Consider the following 1,341-nt stretch of genomic DNA (forward strand, 5'->3'; position numbering starts at 1 on the left):
CAAATGTATGGTCAGCCCACCTTTTGCTATCCAGTCACGATGAACGGTAAATCAGGCTTGCGCTAATGTATCCGGGCTCCTTGTGAGCGCGGTTATGCGCTCGGCCCTTGATGAGTATTCGCTCCTGCCTGTCCTTAAAAGCGCTTCAGCTTCGAAAGCTATTTTGCTTATCAGGTTCGCAGCCAGGGTATCTGCCGTTTATCGTCATCAATTACTGACGTCGCAAAAGCCGGTGGTAAAACTGGGTCACGCGGTGAAATGCCCGTTGTAGGTGCCACCTTTGGTCAACAGCGCCCAGACAATTCTGGCCATTTTATTAGCCAGTGCACAGGCAACTTTGTTGAGTGGCTTTCGGGCCAGCAGGTTTCTGGCCCAGACGCCAAGGGCGTCGTTTCGTTTATCGATTCGATAAAGCAGGGTTTGGGCGCCCTGCATCAACAAGGTTCGCAAATACCTATCCCCACGCTTACTGATACCCAGCAAGGTGGTTTGGCCTCCGGTCGAGTATTGCCGTGGCACCAGCCCCAACGAGGCCGAAAAGTCTCGGGACGATTTGTACATCGAAGCGTCCCCGACATCGGCCACCAGCGCGCTAGCGATGAGGGGGCCGATGCCGGGGACGCTCTGCAATCTTTTGCCGGCGTCACTCCCATTCACTTGCTGCTTGATCTCGGTATCCAGCGCTTTGATTTCGCTGGTCAATTGGCGAATATCATCAAGCATCCGACTAATAGCCTGCCGCAGGCGTAGAGGTAGATTGTGCTCTTCCATCAATGCCGGAACCCGATCCAGCGCGGCATAACCGGCGGGAAAGATAACGCCAAATTCCAGTAAGAACCCGTGCACCTGGTTGATTACTCCTGTGCGCCGGCTCACCAGTGATTTACGCAGCTTATGCACGGTCGACAGCACCTGCTGGTCAACCGACTTGACCTGTACAGAGCGCGTTCTGGGACGTGATGCGGCCTCGCAGATCGCCTCGGCATCAATGAAGTCATTCTTGTTGCCGGTGACGTAAGCCTTCACATGCTGCGGCGCGATCAGTTGGACCTGATGGCCGAGCTTGGTGATTTCTCTGGCTAGAAACTGTGATCCGCCACAGGATTCCATGGCGACTTTGCAGGGTGGTATTTGGGCAAGCAATGGCAGCAATTGGCTACGATTGAGCTTCTTGCGCAGTACCTGATGGCCTTGTGCGTCTTGGCCGTGCAAGTGAAAGCTGTTCTTGCCAATATCGATGCCTAGAATGGTTACGCTGTTCATGAGAAAGCCTCCTCAGGAAAAGTGAGAACCTCAGTAGTTTAGACCTGAGGTTCTCGCCGGGCTGACCATCTCATTAGG

Annotated in this window: 1 protein-coding gene; it reads right to left on the reverse strand. The window is 54.1% G+C overall.

What is annotated here, in order from left to right; genetic code table 11:
* Positions 1-246 precede the first annotated feature (246 nt).
* Positions 247-1,263, reverse strand: a complete 1,017-nt coding sequence (locus AOA60_RS09295) for an IS110 family transposase (protein WP_078825595.1) — start codon at positions 1,261-1,263, stop codon at positions 247-249.
* Positions 1,264-1,341: the final 78 nt, after the last annotated feature.

The organism is Pseudomonas sp. 2822-17 (assembly GCF_002742485.1).
Classification (GTDB): Bacteria; Pseudomonadota; Gammaproteobacteria; order Pseudomonadales; family Pseudomonadaceae; genus Aquipseudomonas; species Aquipseudomonas cyclaminis.

Excerpts from the sequence above, each read along its gene's own strand:
- AOA60_RS09295 (WP_078825595.1), bottom strand. The coding sequence starts at position 1,263 with ATGAACAGCGTAACCATTCTAGGCATCGATATTGGCAAGAACAGCTTT.